13 protein-coding genes and 1 pseudogene are annotated in these 17,212 nt (G+C 59.3%); 4 read left to right on the top strand and 10 right to left on the bottom strand.

Annotation, left to right across the window (positions count from 1 at the left end; all coding sequences use genetic code 11):
* Positions 1-14 precede the first annotated feature (14 nt).
* Complete coding sequence (locus tag CK226_RS30690) at positions 15-1,229, bottom strand: glycosyltransferase family protein (RefSeq protein WP_095789783.1); 1,215 nt, start codon at positions 1,227-1,229, stop codon at positions 15-17.
* A gap of 895 nt (positions 1,230-2,124) precedes the next feature.
* Between CK226_RS30690 and CK226_RS30695 the strand changes: the two genes are divergently transcribed.
* Positions 2,125-3,051 carry a RelA/SpoT domain-containing protein gene (locus CK226_RS30695; protein WP_179301163.1) on the top strand — a complete coding sequence of 309 codons (927 nt, stop codon included), beginning with the start codon at positions 2,125-2,127 and terminating at the stop codon, positions 3,049-3,051.
* A 299-nt stretch (positions 3,052-3,350) separates the two neighbouring features.
* Positions 3,351-3,663 (top strand): annotated as a pseudogene (locus tag CK226_RS30700) (transposase); the annotation flags it as partial.
* A gap of 454 nt (positions 3,664-4,117) precedes the next feature.
* On the opposite strand, the gene CK226_RS30705 reads toward CK226_RS30700, so the two are convergent.
* The 9 genes from CK226_RS30705 to CK226_RS30740 all read right to left on the bottom strand — a co-directional run bounded on the left by CK226_RS30705 (position 4,118) and on the right by CK226_RS30740 (position 14,271).
* Positions 4,118-5,287, bottom strand: coding sequence for a porin (locus tag CK226_RS30705; protein ID WP_095775231.1), 1,170 nt, complete (start codon positions 5,285-5,287; stop codon positions 4,118-4,120).
* A gap of 850 nt (positions 5,288-6,137) precedes the next feature.
* Complete coding sequence (locus tag CK226_RS30710) at positions 6,138-7,205, bottom strand: cyclic nucleotide-gated potassium channel (RefSeq protein ID WP_095793829.1); 1,068 nt, start codon at positions 7,203-7,205, stop codon at positions 6,138-6,140.
* A gap of 181 nt (positions 7,206-7,386) precedes the next feature.
* Positions 7,387-8,457 carry an adenylate/guanylate cyclase domain-containing protein gene (locus CK226_RS30715; protein ID WP_095775229.1) on the bottom strand — a complete coding sequence of 357 codons (1,071 nt, stop codon included), beginning with the start codon at positions 8,455-8,457 and terminating at the stop codon, positions 7,387-7,389.
* Positions 8,458-8,460: 3 nt separating this feature from the next.
* Positions 8,461-8,955: a Rab family GTPase gene (locus tag CK226_RS30720; protein ID WP_095775314.1), complete on the bottom strand. Its 495-nt coding sequence runs from the start codon at positions 8,953-8,955 to the stop codon at positions 8,461-8,463.
* A gap of 11 nt (positions 8,956-8,966) precedes the next feature.
* Positions 8,967-11,624: an OmpA family protein gene (locus CK226_RS30725; RefSeq protein WP_095793830.1), complete on the bottom strand. Its 2,658-nt coding sequence runs from the start codon at positions 11,622-11,624 to the stop codon at positions 8,967-8,969.
* Between the two features lie 7 nt (positions 11,625-11,631).
* Positions 11,632-12,297 carry a hypothetical protein gene (locus CK226_RS30730; protein ID WP_095775313.1) on the bottom strand — a complete coding sequence of 222 codons (666 nt, stop codon included), beginning with the start codon at positions 12,295-12,297 and terminating at the stop codon, positions 11,632-11,634.
* Between the two features lie 477 nt (positions 12,298-12,774).
* Complete coding sequence (locus CK226_RS30735) at positions 12,775-13,368, bottom strand: DJ-1/PfpI family protein (protein WP_095775227.1); 594 nt, start codon at positions 13,366-13,368, stop codon at positions 12,775-12,777.
* A complete protein-coding gene (locus CK226_RS34610) occupies positions 13,334-13,558 on the bottom strand; it encodes a hypothetical protein (protein ID WP_142887685.1) in 225 nt (74 codons plus the stop codon). Before CK226_RS34610 ends, CK226_RS30735 begins: the two co-directional genes overlap by 35 nt.
* Positions 13,559-13,569: 11 nt before the next feature.
* On the bottom strand, positions 13,570-14,271 hold the full coding sequence (locus CK226_RS30740; RefSeq protein ID WP_095793831.1) for a GntR family transcriptional regulator: 702 nt from the start codon (positions 14,269-14,271) through the stop codon (positions 13,570-13,572).
* A 202-nt stretch (positions 14,272-14,473) separates the two neighbouring features.
* On the opposite strand from CK226_RS30740, the gene CK226_RS30745 reads away from it, so the two are divergent.
* Positions 14,474-15,700 (top strand): iron-containing alcohol dehydrogenase, encoded by a 1,227-nt coding sequence (locus tag CK226_RS30745; protein WP_095793845.1) that lies wholly within the window; start codon positions 14,474-14,476, stop codon positions 15,698-15,700.
* A gap of 16 nt (positions 15,701-15,716) precedes the next feature.
* Positions 15,717-17,204, top strand: a complete 1,488-nt coding sequence (locus CK226_RS30750) for an NAD-dependent succinate-semialdehyde dehydrogenase (protein ID WP_095793832.1) — start codon at positions 15,717-15,719, stop codon at positions 17,202-17,204.
* The last annotated feature ends 8 nt before the right edge of the window (positions 17,205-17,212 follow it).

Below are 17,212 nucleotides of genomic sequence, written 5' to 3' on the forward strand. Positions count from 1 at the left end.
TGCGATGTTGCAATTCAGCTCATGCCTTCAACGACCGAAAGGTGATGGCCGGCCCGCCGGTCGAGCAGTTCCGCGACGATTTCCGAAATATGAGGCAGCCCTTCCAACGTCAGATGCGGATTGCTCTGCGATGGGCGGGGCCGGTTTGGCAGCCCTTCCAGTGCCTTGGCAAACCGCTGAGAATCCTCCGCTTCTTCCGGCAAAAGCATCTCGATGAGGCCGAGTTCGGCGGCGCGCCGTGCACGAATCAGTTGTTCCTCGCGAGGTTTGACGCGCGGCACGATCAGCGCCGGCTTGTCGAAAGACAGTATCTCGCAATAGGTGTTGTAACCGCCCATCGCCACCACCGCCTTGGCGCCGGCAATCAGCTCTTCCATGCGGTTGTCGAACTCGATGATGTTGATATAGGGGATCTTGGACCCCTTTTTGAGCAGCTTGTTGCGCTTGCGCGCTGGCATGTAAGGCCCAAGCACGATTAGCGCCCTATGCTGCAATTGCGGATCCTGCTGATAGGCATCGATGACGTCATGAATCAACTCACCGCCGTCACCGCCGCCACCGGTGGTAACGAGGATATATTCGCCCTCGGGCCGGTGGCCCGGCAGCTCGTTCTTCTGCAGGCTCCGTTGCAGGAAACCCACGAACTTCATCTTTGCTCTGACAGCCGGCGGCACAGACAGGCCGGTCAACGGATCGTAGAAATCCGGCGGACCGTAGACCCAGACCTTGTCGTAGAATAGCCCTATCTTGCGCATCACATCCCTGCGTGCCCACTCTGCTTCGAGCAGATGCGGCGCGTCCATCACCTCGCGCAGGCCCAGCACGAGCGTGGTGCCCCGCGTCTTGAGGTAGGACAGCGTGTCCTCAATCTCACCGCGCAGGCCGAGCGGTTCCTTGTCAACGATGAGGATATCCGGCCGGAAGGTCTCGGCTGTGTGGCGGATGATCGACTGGCGCATCCTTAGCGTCTCATGCAGATCGATATCCTTCTCCAGCGAGGTGTATTCGCCGTTGCGCAGCTTGATGACGCTGGGGATCTTCACGAAGTCGACACGGGCGCGGTAGTCGAAGGCGCCAGCGATAGGCGCACCAGAAATGATAAGCACCTGAAGTCCGCGAAAATCCTCGACCAGCGAATGCGCGATCGTCCGGCAGCGCTGCAAGTGGCCGAGCCCGAACGTGTCGTGGCTGTACATGAGAATTCGGGCATTTTCTGTGTGCTGGGTCATAGTTGAACGTCTTTTCGAATTCTCGCCTTGAGGACTGTGACAAACCCGCAGGCTTCGGAACCGTCCTGGCTCTACCGACCTGTTGTGAAACATGAGGGCGCAATTTTCAATTTGTATTACCAAAAAACCGCAGATTGCTCAGCCAAACTGGCTGCCTTGCGGACAATTTCGCCCCGGAGGGCTCGTTTGGTGCCGCAGCCGCCGCTGAATCTATAAGTAAGTCAAAAGGTTGCCTGGAGTTCGCGCGACTTCGCCGCGATTCCATTCGCAGTTCGACAGCACCAGATTCAAGAGTCCTTTCTTCTCGTTTGGAGCCTGTTGAGCAAACAGACGGCTGGCATCTCGGGCCAGTTCCATGAGCCGCAGGCTGTCTTCCGCATGATCCTTGCTCCTCGCTGTGCCGCTGGATCTCATATGTGGACGGCCCCCAGCGTGCAAGTATTGGCTGAGATAGTTTGATCGGATCGCTTGCGCTCATATGTCCGGCTTTTTGCGCGCATATCGAGGCCACCCCCGACGGCCAGGAAGCGCCCCGTTGCAGTTCCAGCCCGCTACTGGCCTTCGTAACCGGGGATGAAGGTAAAGAACACAGGCCAGCGGTCGCGGCCGGCTGCCTCGCAATTTGAGCAGCCAAACAGCCCGATGAGAGCCTGGTGCTTCGAGCCGTGATCAGGGCCCAGACCATCTATCAATGCACCGATGCCGAGGTTTGTCGAGCGACCAGCGTGTCGGCCAGGGGCTTAGGGGCACGGCGATATCCCGTTGAAGGCGGTTCGCCGCAGCGAAGGTTCCCCAATTGTCCTTCGTGTATCCCAAGGCCTATCATCCAGGAGATTTGATTCCCTATTCCCGCCAGTCCAGAATGAGGCTGACTACCTCGGCTTCATGGGGTCCAATGACTGAGTACCCGCGCCTTGCCTACAGCATGAAAGCCGTTCGCAAGGCAGGTTACCAGCTGGCAAAACCTATTCAGTTCGGACGAGACACCACTGTCGGCCAGTACGTGGACACACTCGAGATCTTCTCAATCGCCAATAGCTGGCGCGACTCGCACTTTCTGCCGATGCGGAGCGTTCGGTTCTCTGTCGGTCACCACATGAGAGCGCTTCGACTGAAGGGCGACATGGCATCCCGCCCGAAGCGCATGGCATCCATTCGTCGCAAGCTCCGAGAGTCTACCACCAATATGGACACCATGAACGACATCGGCGGTTGCCGAGCGATCATGGCCGACATCAAAGGTGTTCGCTCGCTTCTCGCATCGATGCGAGAGAAGTTCCCCCACGAGATCCACACTGGGGAATTTAACTATATCGATGAGCCGAAGCCGGACGGTTATCGAAGTCACCATATTGTTTTCAAGTACCGACCCAAAGATGCCGACACTGTGGCTTTCGAGGGACGACGCATCGAACTGCAAGTTCGGACCAGACTTCAGCACTCATGGGCAACTGCAGTTGAGGCTGTTGGGCTGTTCCAGGGCCAGGATTTGAAGCACGGAAAGGGCGAGCAGGATTGGCTGCGCCTTTTCCAGCTTACGTCGGCGGAATTCGCGCACGTTGAGCAGTGCCCCGTTCATATCGGCGTTCCGGGTCACAATGACCGGGTGCGAGAATTGCGGGATATCAACGAGCGTATAGGTGCGACCAGAATACTAGAAGACATCAAGAATTTTACCCACTATTCAGAGAAGTTCGTACGGCTAACGGAAAAATCTCGATACTATTTGCTCCAATATGGCAGAGATCATAACGTGACCATTGAGCCGTTCTGGACGCTTATGTCAGGTGCGCGAACATTGGGAGAGATAGAGAAAAAATAGAAATAAGGGGCCTCGACCTAAATGCTGTCTTGATCGAGGTAGATGAGGTAGACAAACTAGTTGAACTTTATCCGAATTACTTCGGCGACGTTTCGCTATTTGTTCATAACCTGAAATCCATCTGCACGGGAAATCCATCTGCACGGGAAATTCGGCTATCGAGTACGGTCCAGCGCCGTAACAGCTGGTAGTTCCGCAAGCCCGATTATGCTTGGGTTAAGCGTCGCTTCCATTTGAAGTAGCCGGATCACTGGCCTGCTGCCGGTTTCGTGGACACCGAGATAAGGTGTTTAACGGAACTGGCTAGTGGGAGAAGGAAGTTCGGCCGCGAGTTCAAGCTTGAGGCGGTGAGATTGATCAAGGATCGGGGCGTTGCGGTGACCAGGCCGCCTGCGACCTCGATGTCCACGAGAATGTGTTGCGCAAATGGGTGCGCGATCTGTCGACGGATCCGCAGCACGCCTTTCCCGGGGCAGATGAAGCCGGAGTAGCAGGAGATCGACTGGCTGCGCAAGGAAGTCGCGAAGCTGAAGGCGGAGCGCGACATCCTAAAAAGACCGCAGCCTACTTCGCGAGGGAAGTGACATGAGGTTCGCTTTCATCGCGAGGCACAACCGCGGGGAAACTCGAAAATGCGCGACGCCTCCCGGTTGCTGTGGTCTTTCTACAACGCAACCCCACAACTATGGAACTGTGTCGGATGCGGCTTGCCCATCGCGGCTCTCCTTTCGACCGCAATGAATCACCACACCGGCAAAACGGGAATCCCGAATCCGGTAAAGGCGACGCGCTTTAGAAAGTTTGCTGGCGCAGAAATTCTGACGGGTTGGTTCGTCCTGGGGAGGGAGCCAGGAGCCGATGCGACGCGTCGGAAAACCCCAGACCCATGCCGTGACCTTGACGCGCTGCGGCCTGTGCAGAACTCCGCTTCCCGTCGCTACGCCCAACGTTGGTGAAGCCATGACGCTTCGAACTCCAGCCCTGCGCAAATAGCAGGGCCGCAAGCGGAAAAGAAAAAACCCGGCGGTTGCCCGCCGGGTCTTCGATCTCGACTTGTCGAAATCTATTAGAACGAGCGCTGGAAGCGGAGGAGACCGCCGACGCTGCTCTTCTTGGTCGCGTTAGTCCAGTTGGAGAAGTCGGCGTCGTCGAACTTGCCTGCATTGAGGTAGTCGACTTCGGCCGTGATCGTCATGCCGGGAACGATGTCGTAGGCGATGTTCGCGGCGACGCCGAGATTCTTCCAATCGTCATACGAAATCTGAGCGTTGAACGAGGTCTTCTCGTTGAACTTGTAGGTGCCACCGCCCCACACTGCCCAGTTGCCGCCCCACTGCTTGAAGTAGCCGCGGCCGCCGGCCGGGAAAGCCCAGGTCGGATCGGAGAGGTTGTCATCGGTGCCGTAGCCGCCCATGACCCACAGCTGCACAGCGTCATTGACGTTGACATCCAAGCGAACCTTGGTGGCAACTTCTTCGTAGTTGCTGTCATAAGCGACGACACCGGTGATCGCGCCCCAGCCCTGCGTCCACTTCACGCCGCCGACAACATTCGGGACGTAGCTGTCGATCGTATTCACGCCCTCGCCTTCTTCGAGCGAGAGGACGGCCGAGAAGCCGTTGCCAGCGTCGAAGTAGTACTGGATGACGTTGGTGTCGAAATCACCATAGGGAACCAGCGTATCCTGGATGACGTTGCCGGCATAGCCGATGAACGTGTTGAAGGCCGATTCGTCCTTACCGACGCGGAGACCACCGAGCTGGATCCAGGCGAAGTTCAGCGAGGTGCTGTTGCCGGCCTCATTGATCTCGTTGGTGAGCGGACCGGCACCGTCAGGGTCAGCACCCAGGTCGGACTGATGGTTGGCGAAGTTCCAGCGGGTTTCGGTGTAGGTCTTCAAGGTACCGAGTTCGGTTTCCTGGCCGGTCCAGGTCTTCAGCGTGAAGCGGGCCTTCTTGAACCAGGTGTCGTTGCTTCCACCATCCTCGTGATCGGCGCTTGTCGCACCGTCGAACGAGCCGATGTCGCCGCCGCCGATGTCGTAACGGACATAGCCGCCGATGCGCAGGCAGGTTTCGGTGCCGGGGATGTAGAAGTAGCCAGCGCCGTAGACGTCGCAGATCTTGACGTATTCAGCGGGTTCCGGCTCGGCGACGACGACGGCGTCGGCGGCGCGCGCACCGGAAACTGCGAGCAGAGCCGCAGCGGAGCCGAGGAGAAGGCTCTTGATGTTCATTTTCTGACCTCCAGTCAAAAGTTAAAAAACGGGTCTGGGTATTCTTTGCTGAAGGACAGCGTTCCCTGCCCCATCCCCACTACCGAAAAAGATGCGCACCGCGCCGCTCCTTCGAATTCGACATTACCCATCGGAGCATCGTGATCAACCGAGATCGTCGCGGGAGTGTCCTTGACCGGCACCTATCCGCCCTGCCTGTTGCAGAAACGTCACGTTTTCGCCTCCTGATAAACAATTTGGTAACGAATTCGCCTTGCTTGGGCGCGGCTTCATGATCTTTGTATGGCGAGAATCGGGCCGCGGCCGAAGGCGTCTGTCGAAAGAGCGTCACAGAGAGAAGCTGGCCAACCGAGAGGCTTTGCAGGAGACGCTCTCTGTAGTGATAGAGAGTGTCCTGCAAACAGGTGGGGCCGAAGATGCGCTTGCCTGCCATGAGGGTGGCATCCGAGTTGGCTGCGGTTATTGTGTCTCAAATAGTTTGCCAGACAGACGCTATGCAGCGAGCATTCAAGCGGGTTGAGGACGACAGGGCCAATTATGCCACCGAATTTGCGGCCGATCTGCTGCAAATCGCGACCGGGCAAGGGAAGCCGCCGGGGGGTTCGACAATAGCTCAAGCAGGTCCTGTGCTCGATCGGCCGACTCGCGTTCGGCGCGCAACTTCGCCGAGTAGCCAATCTACCTGTCGGCGGCATCCAGTGCGCCTGATGAGCCGCAAAATCGGCTTCGGCCTTCCCACGAACAGCCGCTTCCGCTGGAGCTAAATCCAGCATCTCGGTAAGCGCCTCCAAGTGAACACAGCCTCACGTTCTCTCCGTCGCGCAGCCGCACAGCAGCGCTGAGGAAACAGTCAAGCGCTCGCCGCCGCGCCGCGCCGCTCGAGCGCGGTCTTGCGGATGATTTCCGCGATCTCCGGGCTGCTGCTGCACAGCATCTGGAAATCCGCCGAGTGCAGTGACAGGAGTGAGACAGCCGTCGTAGCACTGACGGTCGCCGAACGCGGTTCGCCGCTGATCAGCGCCATCTCGCCGAAGAAGGCACCAGGGCCGAGTTCCACCGGATTCGGCGTCGCGACGCTGACGCGCCCTTCCACGACGAAGAACATCCGATCACCGGGCTCGCCAATGCGGCAGATCATGGCGCCCGCCGGCACCGTGCGAGCCCTTAATGCGCGCACGATCTCGACCAGCACGGCCGGGCCAAGCTTCTGAAACAACGGCACCGCGGCGACCAATTGCCAATTGCGGACGAAATCACCGCGACGGACTTCTTGATAGAAGCCCGTGGCAAGAATGCCGGCCCAGAGCCCGAAGATGCCGATGCCACTCATCATGACCGCACCGGCGAGGACGCGGCCTGCGAAGCTTTGCGGGATAGTGTCCCCATATCCGGTGGTGGACAGCGTGACGACCGCCCACCACATTGCTTGGGGGATGCTGCCGAACTTTTCCGGTTGGGTGTCGCGCTCGATGACATAGGCCGCGAGCGCGACAGCGAACAGAACGACGCCGAAGAGCGTTGTGACGCCGATCAGATTGCGCGCTTCGTTGGCCAGGACCCTGCCCAGCACCGGGAAGAAGGTCGAGTCGCGCAGCGGTTTCAGCAGCCAGACAGCACAGTAGAGGCTCTGGTCGGGCGTGCCGACGAACAGAAATGCGGCGAGTGGAACGAAGACCGCGAGCACATCGATGGCGATTTTGGGCGTCCTGTCCCGTACGTCTCCCGCCCGGCGCTTGAGGAGCGTCGCGGCCAGTTGCAGGAGATAGGCGCCCCAGATGACGGCGAGCAGAGCAGCCAGAGCCAGTCTGCTTCGTCCGGATATGCCTGGTATCGTGAGCGCAGCCACCGCCAGCAACCCAGGCGCAGCCAGCACCGCGTTGAGCGGCGCGTAAATTCTTAAGAAAGGCAGTACCGACATTCTATGCCCACGAGCGGCTACTACTCTCCAGAATAGGATGCCTTCAAGGCAAGCGCAAAGGTGCTTGCTGTCGCTGCGATGTGCATCACCACGGTGAGCTCAATTGTCCGGATGGCTTCGTGACCGGTCGTCAACCGACAGGTCACAAGATGCAATGCGGGTCGGCACTGCCAAGCGCAAATCAAGCCGGGAGGCGCCACATTCGCACACGGCCTGTGCCACGCAGTTCCGTTTCCGCGAGTGGCTCGCAAGCAAAATTTGGCCCAAGCAGTGTGTGAGTTGCATCCGAAATACGAATTTCATCCGGCTCCGCGGACGTTTGAATACGTGCGGCGAGATTAACGGTCTCGCCCCACAGGTCATAGGCAAACCGCCTTTTGCCTATGACGCCCGCGACGATTGGTCCTGAGTGAATTCCAATTCTGAGCCTTAGCCGTCCTCCTGTGAAGCGTTCGCGCTTAACCGCCTTGCGCAGTTCAAGTGCATAGCGCGCGAGGGCTTCAGCATGATCGGATCGCGCGGCCGGCAAGCCGGCGACCACCATGACACAATCGCCGATTGTCTTGATCTTTTCGCAACCGTATCGTTCCGAGAGCCGATCCGCCGCCTTGAAGAAGTAATTCAAAATAGCGAGCGTCGTCACGGCTCCGACGCTCCGCGCTCTTTCCGTAAAACCGACGATGTCGGCAAAAAGCACACTCACCTCTGCGTGATTGTCTGCAATTTGTTCGTCCGCTTTTAACCGCTCCGCGATCGACGCGGGAAGAATGTTGAGGAGCAGGGTTTCGGCACGCTGGTATTCACGCTGCAATCCCTCTTGGCTCTCCCTCAACGCCTCGTTCACCGATTGTAATTTCTCGTTGAGCTGACGCTCTCTCTCTTGCAGGAGCGTCATTTCATAAGCCTTCTGCTGAAGACGCTGCCTATTGTCGCGTTCGACGGTCGCATCGAGAAAGAGCAGCCACACGTAGGCGCTGTCAGCAAAAAGATGAAGGTCCGCGACACGCCCGCTGGGCAGTTCGACCATGGCCATATGATATGGAAGCTCCGGGGAAGGCAGCAAACCTTCCATGAATTCAAGCTGATCGGCAACCGGCTGACCAATGCGAAGCGATGAGAGCCCGTAATGTTTGACGTTGCCGCCTTTCGCAGCTACGCAAAGCTCGGCGTCAATTTTCAGATACGCGATAGAGTGCTCGTCGTAAAAAAAATTGTAAATCCAGCTTCCGACTTCTTTTGGCAATCTATGCATGGTCTATCTAGCAACCATCGAAGCAAGTTGACGAAACGCATCGTCAACGTGTTCGCCCGAAAGTGCACTTGTTAGATAGATTTGCCATCCAAGTTGCCTCAGCTCGTTAATATCACCATCTGATATTGCCCACCGATCGGCAAGATCGGATTTGTTGAACAGCAATACAAACGGCATCGTTCCGAATTCGGCCTCGACCCGCTCGCGTAGCGTGAGCGCCGCGGCAAGAGTAGCGGCGCGGGTTCCATCGACGACAAGCACGAGCCCGGTCGCACCTCGCACATGGCTGACGCGGAATGAGCCGATATCGTCTTCGCCGGCCAAATCCCACAAAATCAAATCCACGGTTTTGCCCGGTAGTGCGACGCTCTTCTTGTCGATTTTCACTCCCACCGTGGTCAAGTAGGTTTCTGAAAAGATGCTTTGCACAAACCTGCGGACCAGGCTCGTCTTTCCGACACCGAACCCGCCCAACATGCAGATCTTTTTTTGCAACATCTTGAGCTCCACTAGTCCAAGTTTACCGTAATCGAAACCCGGCGATTGGTGGAGCTCCCAGTTTGACTATTTTCAGGCACCAGCGGCTCAAAGGTGCCCGCGCCCCGAACCAGCAGCAGTTCCGGAGCGACGCCGCGCTTGTTGAGAAGCGCACGAACTGTCTCGGCGCGGGCGGCACTGATCGACGCGTTGGCCGTCTCGCGGCCCGTAGCGTCCGAATGGCCGGTCAACATGAACCGCGCAGTTACGCCTGACTTGTGGGCACTTTCGGCGAATTCCTTTATTTGATCCGCCAATCTGTCGAGAACCGGCGTCTGCTCTGGTCCCGGCACAACTTTGCCGGAATAGAAGAAAATATCGGTCGCCTGGATGGCCGCTCGCAAATCATTAAGTTCTGCAAGGTTCAGCTCATGCAACTGCGAGATATCCAGAACCACTCCGTCCGCCGAAAGTTGATCGGCGGCGGCCCGCGCCCGGTTGATCCAGTTGGCAGGAGCCTCCCCTACGACAACGATGCGACCCTGGATGATCGAAAGCAGAACCGATTTCGGCGGGGTCAGCGAAGCCTCCAGCCGCTTCACCACGAACTTCGGATCAAGACTTTGATAGAATTGCCACTGTGAATGAACGCGGGCAGGATCGATCTGCGTTCCGTGCAGCAGAGCTTGCGGGTCGGCGGCTAGCGGGTCTCTCAGGCCGGAAATGTAGAAATGTCCGCCCCTCTCTGTTTGCTGGGCGACGATGATTCCCGGTTGGGCCTCAAGTCGCGACACATAGTACTGCCAATGCTCCGCCGCGCGCGCTTCGGGGCTCACATCACGAACCTTGGAGATGTCGAATTCCGGTCCGCCTGCCGAAAGCTGTCGGGCCGCCGCGCGCGCCTGATCTATCCAGGTGTCGGGAGCCTCACCCTCGGCAACGATGCGATCCTTGACGATCGAAAGTCGCACTGTGTCCGGCGGATACAGCGACGCCGCTAGCCGCTTCAACACGAACTCCGGCTCAAGGCTCTGATAGAATCTCCACTGCGAATGAACCCGGGCGGGATCGACCTGTGTTCCCGACAGCAGCGACTGCGGGTCGGTGCCAAGCGGGTCTCTCAGGCCGGCAATATAGAATTGGCCGTCGCGTATGTTTTGCTCGGCAACGATGATGCCTGGCTGGGTCTCCAGTCGCGACACATAGGCCTGCCAGCGCTCCGCCTCGCGTTCTTCGAGGCTTACGTCACGGACCCCAGAGATATCGAACACCGGCCCGCCTGCCGAAAGCTGCTGGGCGGCGGCGTGTGCCTGGCTGATCCAAGCGGCACTCGCTTCACCTTCGGCGACGATGCGATCCTTGACGATCGAAAGTCGTACTGTATCGGGCGGAGCCAGCGACGCCGTCAGCCGCTTCAATACGAACTCCGGCTCAAGGCTCTGATAGAATTTCCACTGCGAATGAACGCGGGCGGGATCGACCTGGGTTCCCGACAGCAGCGACTGCGGGTCAGCGCCAAGCGGGTCTCTCAGGCCGGAAATGTAGAATTGGCCATAACGTACCTTTTGTTCGGCAACGATGATGCCCGGCTGGATCTCCAGTTGCGACACATAAGCCTGCCAGCGCTGCCCGGATTGCCAGGAAAGAAGGAACCAACCACCTGCCGGAATCAAAAGCAGCAGGACTGCAACCACCACCAGCCACGGAAACCCCTGGTTTGATTCCTCCTGCTTCAGCTCGACGCACGTCTGCAATTGTGCCTCTACGCCGGCCAACTGCGAACTGTCGCCGTCAAACTCCCCTAAAGCCTGTGAGCATTCCTCATGGATGCGGAGCAATACATCGCGAACTATTTCATGCAATTCCTCTGGCGGATTTCCTCGGATCACCGAAACCAAGGTCGCGAACTGTCCGACTTCTGACCAAAGGCGAAGGTCGCCAAAACGGATCGTGTCCAGACTGCTCTGTTCTTTTTCGTTAAATGAGTCCTTCACAAAGTCCTGAATTGCACTAAGCATCGAAGAAATAAGCTGAGGATCCTCGCTCGTTGCATTATCCGCAGCTACATGCGCTATCAGAAGTCCGGAATTTCGGCTAATTAGGAAGACATGTTCCACTCGATATACAAGAGAATGCTTCAGAACAACTTCCGAAAAACTAGCACCTGTTCTCCAAGATTCAAATCTCCACTTGAGACCATGCCAGGTAAATATATGTCTTAAAGTTTCGTTCAGCGACTGAAAGGTCTGGTCGATCTTTTCCCCGATCGACTTGCGAATTGCCGGCAGAAACACCGGGTATAATATGTCCGTCAGCGTGCGCGGGCTCTTCTGGATTGAGCGTTGCACGGCCCTTTCGACAGCTGGCGCAAGGGCCTCGCCGAGTTGTACGTGAGGCGCTCGCGCGGCCGCACTGGAAAGAACGTCGCCTACGGCTGCCGCGAGCTGCTCCGGTTCGTCCAGCAGATGCGTGACTCGTGAAAGCTCTGAAATTTCGCGGCTGACCAGCAACTGGCGCAGCGTTTCCATGCGAGGATCGGCGGTTGGAACTCCGTCGAAACGCGCACGATAGTCCGGATCAACGTTCCGGGCAATTTCGATCAAAAGACGAGCCAGAGCCTCGCGATCAATCTCTGTATCGTTCGAGGCTGTTCTTTGCGGTAGGCTGATCGGGTCGACGGTCGACGTCAAGGTCCCATCAACTCGCTTTCCAACTACGGTCCGAATTGCTCTTGCTGCCGACGGGATCCTGATTAAGACATTTTGCAACCTCGACAAACAGGCCAGCCAAAAGATTTCGGTCGGTCTTGACGTTGCTGAGATCGGCAAACATTTTCTCTATCAGCATCTGAACGCCTTCATTCTTCTGCTTGATTTCTTCACGCAGTGAATGATCGTTCCGATTTATCCGGTCCGCAACGTCGCGCTCAAGCGCGCTCAATTGATCCGACAACGCGCGCACCTGCTTTTCAAGCGCCTGGTTTTGCTCGCGAAGATTCCGATCAATTTCCTTGTCGGCATCGGCTCGTGCATCTTTTTCGCTCCGCAATTGCCCCGCAAGCGAATCGACCTGCTTCTTTGCATTTGACTCGTACATGTCGAGATTGCGCTTGGCCTCGGATTCGACATCCTTGAAGCGCTGCAAGACCCGTTCTTCGAGCTTGGAGAAGCGGCGGTCATAGTCCTGCATCTGGTTGCCGAACAGCAGATCACGTATCTTGTCGACACCTACAGCGTCGCCGGGACCCCCGTTTTCGCGAGCCTGGACGCCCATGAAGTTCAGACCGTTTCCTTCTGCGTTACCTATCAGATTTCCGTCCGCTTTCTTGTCTGAAGAAGCGGAATTCGAAGATTCCTTTGCCATGCTTTTGCCCTTCCGTTTGAACACCTGCCACAGTGCAAAACCCCATACATAAGAAAGTCGGCATATAAGAAAGTCAGCATGTCAGCAAAATACCCGGCTCGCAAGCGGGTATCGTCTTGACTTGAGCCGATTCGTGAGGCAGCCGCGCGCTGAGTCGCCGGCGCAGGAATGGAAGTTGGTAGCGATGCCATTTCAAGAGCGGCAGCCGCGGCTGGTCGGGGATCAAAGGCGGTAAGCGTAGCCGTCGAAGCAGTGGCGCCCCGCAATCTCTGCGCTCACGGCATCCCGGCGTTCGACCGCAGGGTGATCAACCGAATAACGACGGCGGCAGGTCGCAGCTTCGCGCTCGAGGAGGCGATCCGGTCAAGCTCGTTAAGAACCGCCTCACGACTACGCCACGGGTGTTTGCGCACGCGTTGCGCTTTTCCGGGAACTGCTCAGATGGCCGGCGCGCTGGCGCGCGCCAGCCGTCTGGCGTCAGGCGTGGCGGATCTCGGTTCCCAACACCTTCAAGCATTCGCGGATGAACGCGGCAAGCGCCGTCCAGCCCTTGGCGGAAACCATCGTCCCGTCCACATAGGCATCGGTGGGTGACAGGTCGATGTAAGTGCCGCCGGCAAGCGTCACCTCCGGCTCGCAAGCCGCGAGAGCCCCAACCTTCTTGCCGCGGACGACGCCATCGACGGCGATCAGAATCTGGACGCCGTGGCAAATCGTGAAGATCGGCTTTTTGGTCTCATGGAAATGGCGCACCATCGCCTGCACGCGCTTGTCGGTACGGATGTATTCCGGCCCGCGGCCACCGGCGCAGTAGACGGCATGATACTGGTCGAGCTGTCTTTCGGCTTCCGAGAACGTCTTGTTGATCAGCGCGTAGTGACCGAGCTTTTCGGTGTAGGTCTGGTCGCCCTCGAAGTCGTGCAGCGAGGTCTTGATCAGGTCGCCGGCGTTCTTGTCGGGGCATACCACGTGAACCGTGTGGCCCACGGCCTCCATCGCCTGCTGATAGACGAAGATCTCGTATTCCTCGGTGAACTCACCGGTAAGCATCAGTATTTTCTTGCCTGGCATGGCTCTTCCTCCTGTTGCGGCTGGGCGAGGTGCGGATCACGCCTCGCCTGTCTTCGAAATCGGATCGGATCGGAATGGCGAATCCGGGAAATACGCGCTCGGCGCGCAGCACCGGTTCGACGGCGCCCGGCACGGCACGAGTGGGCAGCGCGCTTCCTCCCTCTCCGGCGATATTGGCTGCAATGGACATCGGGTCCGACCTTAATCGAAGGCCGGAAGCAAGCGATCGCGCGAATGCTCGATATGGACGCGCATCGCCTCTTGGGCGGCGTCGGGATCGGCCGCGCCGAATGCGGCGAGGATCGCCTCGTGTTCGTCGAGCGCTTCCTCGGTCACGCGGGCATGATACATTAGGCGGAAGATATGGAAGTGGGCATGCTGGTGGCTCAACGTCTGCCGAATGAGTTCGTTTTGCGAAAACTCCATGATCTTGTCGTGGAAGATCGCGTCCTGCCGGGCGAAATTCGAATAACGCAGGCGATCGTCCTTGCCTTCGCGCCGTGACATCACGCCAGCCGCTTCCAGCAAAATGTTGAGCTTGGCTTCATCCATGGCAGCGGCGGCTTTCGCCGCGCCATGCGGCTCAAGCAGAAGGCGCATCTCGTACAATTCGTCGAACCGGCGGCGTGTGATTTGCGGCGCCGCGCGATAGCCGATCAGGTGCGTCTTGAGCACCAGGCCTTCGCCTTCGAGGCGGCCGAGCGCCTCGCGGATGGGCGTGTGCGAGACGTTGAATTCCTTGACCAGGCTGTCGACGGTGATGCGCGAACCCGGCGCGATCTTCAGCGACATCAGCTGCGCGAAGATCGCTTCATAGACATCCTCGACCAGGCTGTTGGAGCGCTGGATGCGACCGCCGCCGGCGGCCGTTTCGGTCGTGTCGATTGGGTTCGCGGCCTGCATCTTTTTACCTATTGACAGTGTGGACCGCTAACACGATGCTCCAACGGATGCAATCCTATATCCTATACGATTTTAAGGCGAATATGCTTTTCGTGCCGTTACATGGTGCTGCAGAATGTCCCTGGCGCCGTTGCGGACAGATGGCGGATCCGTCGCGACAACCCATCCCAGTTCAGGCGCCGCCAAAGGACAAAAGATCATCATGAGCCTCTTCGCCGCCCTCCGGCTTCCGAGTGAAATCCTTTTCGGTAACGGCCAACGCCATGCGCTGCCGACGGTCGCCAGCAGGTTCGGCCGGCGCGCCCTGGTCTGTACAGACGAGCGTTTCGCCGGCACGGCGGTGTTCGCGGAAATTGTCAAATCGCTCAAGGCCGCCTCGATCGAGGTGCTGGTGCATGACCGCGTGCTTCCCGACGTGCCACGCGACAGCCTCGGCATTTGCGTCGACGAGGCCGCGAAATTCCAGCCTGAGATAGTGATCGGCATCGGCGGCGGCAGCTGCCTCGATTTCGCCAAATGCGCCGGCCTGCTGCTCAGCCATGGCGGCAAGCTTCAGGACTACTATGGGGAGTTCAAGGTGCCCGGCCCGACGCTGCCGCTGATCGCCGTGCCCACCACCGCGGGAACCGGCTCCGAAGTGACGCCCGTCGCGGTGATCTCCGATCCGGACCGGACGCTGAAGGTCGGCATATCGAGCCCCTATCTGATCGCGGCGGTTGCCTTGTGCGACCCCGAACTGACGATGACCTGCCCCCCTGCCCTGACCGCGATAGCCGGCGCCGATGCCTTGACCCATGCGATCGAGGCTTTCACCGCGAAGCGGCGCGGCGAGGACCCCAGCCTGGCGCAACAGCATGTCTTCATCGGCAAGACCGCGCTGACCGACCATTTCGCCCTGCTGGCCATAAAACTGCTGGGCCGCAGCCTGGAGAAAGCCTGCACCGACGGCACCGATGCCGATGCGCGCGCCGATGTGATGATGGGCGCGCTGGCGGCGGGCTGCGCATTCGGCACCGCCGGCACCGCGGCGGCGCATGCCGTGCAATATCCCGCGGGCGCCCTCACCCACACGGCGCACGGATTGGGCGTCGCGACGATGATGCCCTACGTCATGACCTACAACAGCCGCGTGGTCGCCGCCGAAATGGCCGAGATCGGCGCAGCGCTTGGCCTTGAGGCCAAGGGGCGGAGCACCGGGGAGATGGCGGACGCCACAATCGAGGAAATCCGACGGCTATTCATTGCGACCGGCATCACGCCGACGCTGGCCGATCTCGGCCTTCCCGCCGACAAGCTCGACTGGACCGCCGATCAGGCGCTCGGCATCGATCGCCTGATCAAGAACAACCCGCGCCCCTTCGATCTCACCGCCATGCGACGCCTGGTCCAGGCCGCCCATGACGGCGACCTCGCAGCCTGCGCCATGTAATCCACGGAACAAGACCATGAACCTTCCTCCCAATGCGCTGTGGATCGACCAGGACGACTATGATGTTCGCGGCTTTTCGCACGGACTCTACATCGACGGCAGATGGCGACCATCTTCCGACGGCCGGGTCATCGACGTCGTCGATCCTGCGTCGGGATCCGTCATTGCAGCGGTTCCCGACGCGACGCTCGAGGATGCCTTGGCAGCCGTCGATGCGGCGGCCATGGCGGCGACGGCATGGCGGGGGACAGCGCCACGCAAGCGCTCGGAAATCCTCAGGCGCTGTTTCGAACTCATGGTCGAGCGATCGGAAACGCTCGCCATGCTGATCTCGCTGGAGAACGGCAAGGCTCTGCGCGACGCGCGCGGCGAGGTTGCGTACGCCGCCGAGTTCTTCCGCTGGAACGCGGAAGAAGCGGTTCGCATCACCGGCGAGTTCGGCACCGCGCCGTCCGGCACCAACCGCATCGTGGTCGACTATGAGCCGATCGGCATCTGCGTGCTGATCACGCCCTGGAATTTTCCGGCCGCGATGGCGACACGAAAAATCGCGCCGGCATTGGCGGCCGGTTGCACGGTGATCCTGAAGCCGGCCAGCGAGACGCCGCTGACGGCCTATGCGCTGGCCGCGCTCTACAGCGAGGCCGGCGTTCCGGCCGGCGTCGTCAACGTGCTCACCACGACCAGTCCCGGTCCGCTGACCTCGGCCATGCTGGCCGATGCGCGCGTCAGGAAGCTCTCTTTCACCGGCTCGACAGGCGTCGGACGAACCTTGCTTGGTGAAGCCGCCAAGCATGTGGTCTCCTGCTCGATGGAACTCGGCGGCAATGCACCATTCGTCGTTTTCGACGATGCCGACCTCGATGCCGCGCTCGACGGCGCCATGATCGCGAAGATGCGCAATGCCGGCGAGGCCTGTACAGCCGCCAACCGCATCTATGTTCAGTCGGGCATCCATGACGCGTTCGCCGACGGCCTTCGCAAACGCATGGCAGCTCTCAAGGTCGGACCAGGCATGAGTGCGGATACCGAGTGCGGGCCGATGATCACCAGAAAGGCGGTCGACAAGATCGACCGCCTAGTCAAGGACGCCGTGGGCCGGGGAGCCAAGGTGCTTTGCGGCGGCTCTATCCCGGAAGAGGAAGGCTTCTTTTATCCGCCGACGGTCCTGTCGCAGGTTCCGTCCGATGCCGACATGGCGCATGAGGAGATCTTCGGGCCGGTAGCGCCCATCACGCGATTCGAGACCGAGGCCGAAGCCATCATGCACGCCAACAACACGGAATACGGCCTTGCCGCCTATATCTATACGCGCGATGTCGGCCGAGGATTGCGGGTGGCATCGCGGATCGAAGCCGGCATGATCGGCCTCAATCGGGGGCTGATGTCGGATCCCGCGGCCCCCTTCGGCGGCGTCAAGCAGAGCGGCCTGGGTCGCGAGGGCGGCCAGCACCACGGCATCGCCGAGTTCATGGAGGCGAAGTATATCGCCGTTACCTTCTGATCGGGCAG

The organism is Mesorhizobium sp. WSM4311, assembly GCF_002295115.1.
GTDB lineage: Bacteria > Pseudomonadota > Alphaproteobacteria > Rhizobiales > Rhizobiaceae > Mesorhizobium.